Source organism: Rhodopseudomonas sp. (assembly GCF_048594845.1).
Classification (GTDB): Bacteria; Pseudomonadota; Alphaproteobacteria; order Rhizobiales; family Xanthobacteraceae; genus Rhodopseudomonas.
The window spans coordinates 1-3,100 of the sequence record NZ_JBMDXE010000286.1 but is presented as its reverse complement, the minus strand read 5'-3'; the positions used below and the strand labels follow the sequence as shown (position 1 = coordinate 3,100).

Here is a 3,100-nt window from a genome sequence, read left to right as displayed (position 1 = left end):
GCAGAACATCCGCAACATCAGGCTGTTCGCCGGCGATGCCGCGGCGCTGATGGCGTGGGTGCCGGCGGGCTCGCTGGCGCGGATCGACCTGATCCATCCCGATCCGTGGCCGAAGCGGCGGCACTGGAAGCGGCGCTTCGTGCAGGACGCGATGGTCGAGGCGATGGCGCGGGCACTGGTGTCGAAGGGCGAATTCCGGTTCGTCAGCGACATCGACAGCTACAATGCGTGGACGCTGGCGCATTTGCTGCGTGCCCCGGCGTTCGACTGGACCGCCGAACGGGCCGACGATTGGCGGCTGCCGTGGCCCAACTACACGATGACGCGCTATGGCCGCAAAGCCGAGCGCGAGGGACGCCGCGCCGCGTATTTGCGCTTCCGCCGCCTCGCGGCGTGACGACAAAGTTTGCCGCTTATTGCCGTCACAAAGAGAAATAAATTCTCGGCGCGGCTGCGGCAGATCTCAGTCTGCGCTGCTGAAGGTCTGCGGCATCGCCTGCCGCAGCCGCCAGAACCCGACCATGCGCTGTGCGGTCGAGAATGCCAGCCGCTCGAAATTGCACCGCGCTTCTTCGACGTCGGGTGAGGCCGGCATCCGGTCCGGGCCGAGCCGCAGGCCGATCAGTGCGCGCACCGTCGTCCAGCCGAAGCCGAGCGCCTTGCCGAGCATCAGCAGCGGGTCGTGGCGCTCGCCGGCGATCAGCGGATCGAGCGTCGCGATCCGCACGCCGGACATTGCCGATAGCGCGGCGACTGTTTCTTCATATTGAAAAGCCCTGGCGAAATCGAACACCGTCTCTTCGCTCAGGCCGGCGCCGTGATGCAGCGCCACGATCGTGCGCTGCGCCGGCGCGAAGTCGCGCGTCATGCCGCTTTGCTGTGGCGCGCCGGCCAGTTCGCGAAGCGCGCGGTTGATGGCGATCCGCGCGGTCGGCTGTGCGGTCTCGATCAGGCGCCGCCGCACCGGGTCGCTGGCGGAGGCGAGCAATTCCTTCAGTCGTGGCGGCGAGAGGTCGTCGCGGCCGCTCACCGCGGTGGCCAGCAGCCCGTCCTCGGCGGCGCGGCGGATCAATCCGCTGAAGCCGGCGGACGAGAACTCCGCGCCTGCGTTCACCGCGATCGTGCGTAGCACCTCGTGATCGCCGCGCCGGACGATGACGTCGCTGACCGGCGGCGTCACCTGCGGCCGCTCCGAAATCGCAATCAGATGAGTCTGGCCGCGCGAGCCGGCGAGATCGACCAGCGTGGTCTCACCGATCTGGATCGAGCGCCGCAGCAGCGGCCCGGCGATGCCGATATCCTCGTCGCGCGCGAGCTGGGCGATCAGCCGCGGCGGCGCGTTGCCGAGCGAGCAGAACCGCCGGGCCAGTTCGCTGCGCATCTCGACGTCGATTTCCGGCACCAGCCGCAGCAGCACGCCGTCGAACACCGCGACATGCTCGTCGCTGAACTGCGCCGCACCCTGCACGAACAGGTCCGCGATCCGCCGCACCGCGTCGGCGCGGCGCTCCGGATGGACATTGCTGACGGCGTCGTCCAGTTCGGGTCTCAGCAGATGAGCCGGGGACATCCTGGTTCTCGGCGGGGGCGGGTAGCCGGGAACCTAGAGGCGCCTCATGAACGAAGGGTTAGAGAACCGTTCGCGACATGATCTGCGAGTCGTTCGCAGAACAAAAAGGCAATTGAAACCGGCCGATTGAGCGTAAGATCGTCCGATCGGTATCGCGTCGGACAGGCCGGTCGCCCTCGGCCCTTGCCGCTCGGCCAGAAAACCGCTATATCGGGGCCACTCAGAAATTCTCATACGAGCGCGTATCGAGAGTGGGCCCCCCGGGACCCGCTCTTTTTTGTTACCCGATGCAGACCCCGGACCGCCCGTTTGTGCTGGCGTCCGCTGCCGATAACCGGCCATCGCCAACATCGACCAGATCCGCCAAAGCCACCGTCCGCCTATGACCGATCCGATCGCAGACACTGCCACCACCGACCTGCTGGACGAGCCCCGTCTGGTGGTCGATCCCGGCGTCGCGGCGCGGTTCGGCGCGGTGGCGGAACCGGTGTTGCAGGCGATGGGCTATCGGCTGGTGCGCATCAAGGTGTCGGGCGAGGCTGGCTGCACCGTGCAGATCATGGCCGAGCGGCCCGACGGCACGATGCTGATCGACGATTGCGAGGCGGTGTCGAAGGCGCTGTCGCCGGTGCTGGATGTCGCCGACCCGATCGACCGCGCCTACCGGCTGGAGATTTCGTCGCCGGGGATCGACCGTCCGCTAGTGCGGCGTTCGGATTTCGCCCGCTACAGCGGCCACCTGGTCAAGATCGAGATGGCGGTGCCGCATCAGAACCGCAAACGCTTCCGCGGCCTGCTCGACGGCGTCGAGGGCGACGCCGTACGGGTGCTGCGCGAAGGCGGCGCCAAGGACGAGGAGCCGCTGGTGCTGCTACCGATGCACGACATCAGCGACGCCCGGCTGGTGCTGACCGACGAACTCGTGGCGGAATCGATGCGCCGCGGCAAGCAGGCCGAGCGCGATCTCAAGCAGAGCCTCGGGCTCGCGCCGGCGCCGCCGCCGCACGCCAAGCGCAGCGATCCGAAGAAATCCAACGCACCGAAGCCGAAGCTCAAGCCGGTCAAGCCGACCGCCAAGCCAAAGCCGACCAACACCAAAGCTCACCGCCTTGCCGCCGACCGGGCGCGGCGTGGCGAGACCGACCTGTCCGAGGGAGATTGATCCATGGCCGTCAGCGCCAACAAGCTCGAACTGCTGCAGATCGCCGACGCGGTGGCGCGTGAGAAATCGATCGATCGCGGCATCGTCATCGCCGCGATGGAAGACGCGATCGCCAAGGCGGCGCGCGCCCGTTACGGCTCCGAGACCGACGTTCACGCCGAGATCGACGCCAAGAAGGGCGAACTGCGGCTGTCGCGTCACATGCTGGTGGTCGAGCACGTCGAGAACCCGGCGAACCAGATCTCGCTGAAGGCCGCGCAGCGCGCCAACCCGGGCGCCCAGATTGGCGACACCATCGCCGACACGCTGCCGCCGCTGGAATACGGCCGCATCGCCGCGCAGTCCGCCAAACAGGTGATCGTGCAGAA

The 3,100-nt window shown here is 67.7% G+C and carries 4 protein-coding genes; 3 read left to right on the top strand and 1 reads right to left on the bottom strand.

Features of this window, described 5'->3' with window-relative positions:
* On the top strand, positions 1-397 hold a 397-nt coding region (gene trmB, locus ACOJTD_RS18675; RefSeq protein WP_420134371.1), incomplete at its 5' end, for a tRNA (guanine(46)-N(7))-methyltransferase TrmB.
* Between the two features lie 66 nt (positions 398-463).
* On the opposite strand, the gene ACOJTD_RS18670 is transcribed toward trmB, so the two are convergent.
* The gene (locus ACOJTD_RS18670) at positions 464-1,570 is read right to left on the bottom strand and encodes a DUF2336 domain-containing protein (protein ID WP_420134370.1); all 1,107 of its coding nucleotides are present in this window, start codon (positions 1,568-1,570) and stop codon (positions 464-466) included.
* 382 nt (positions 1,571-1,952) lie between these two features.
* Here ACOJTD_RS18670 and rimP point away from each other — a divergent pair, with 382 nt between their 5' ends.
* Together rimP and ACOJTD_RS18660 are read left to right on the top strand one after the other, a co-directional pair.
* Positions 1,953-2,732, top strand: a complete 780-nt coding sequence (gene rimP, locus ACOJTD_RS18665; RefSeq protein WP_420134369.1) for a ribosome maturation factor RimP — start codon at positions 1,953-1,955, stop codon at positions 2,730-2,732.
* 3 nt (positions 2,733-2,735) lie between these two features.
* On the top strand, positions 2,736-3,100 hold a 365-nt coding region (locus ACOJTD_RS18660; protein WP_420134368.1), incomplete at its 3' end, for a NusA N-terminal domain-containing protein.

Bases quoted from the DNA above. Each gene is read 5' to 3' on its own strand.
- ACOJTD_RS18670 (WP_420134370.1), bottom strand. From the start codon at position 1,570: ATGTCCCCGGCTCATCTGCTGAGACCCGAACTGGACGACGCCGTCAGC.
- rimP (WP_420134369.1), top strand. From the start codon at position 1,953: ATGACCGATCCGATCGCAGACACTGCCACCACCGACCTGCTGGACGAG.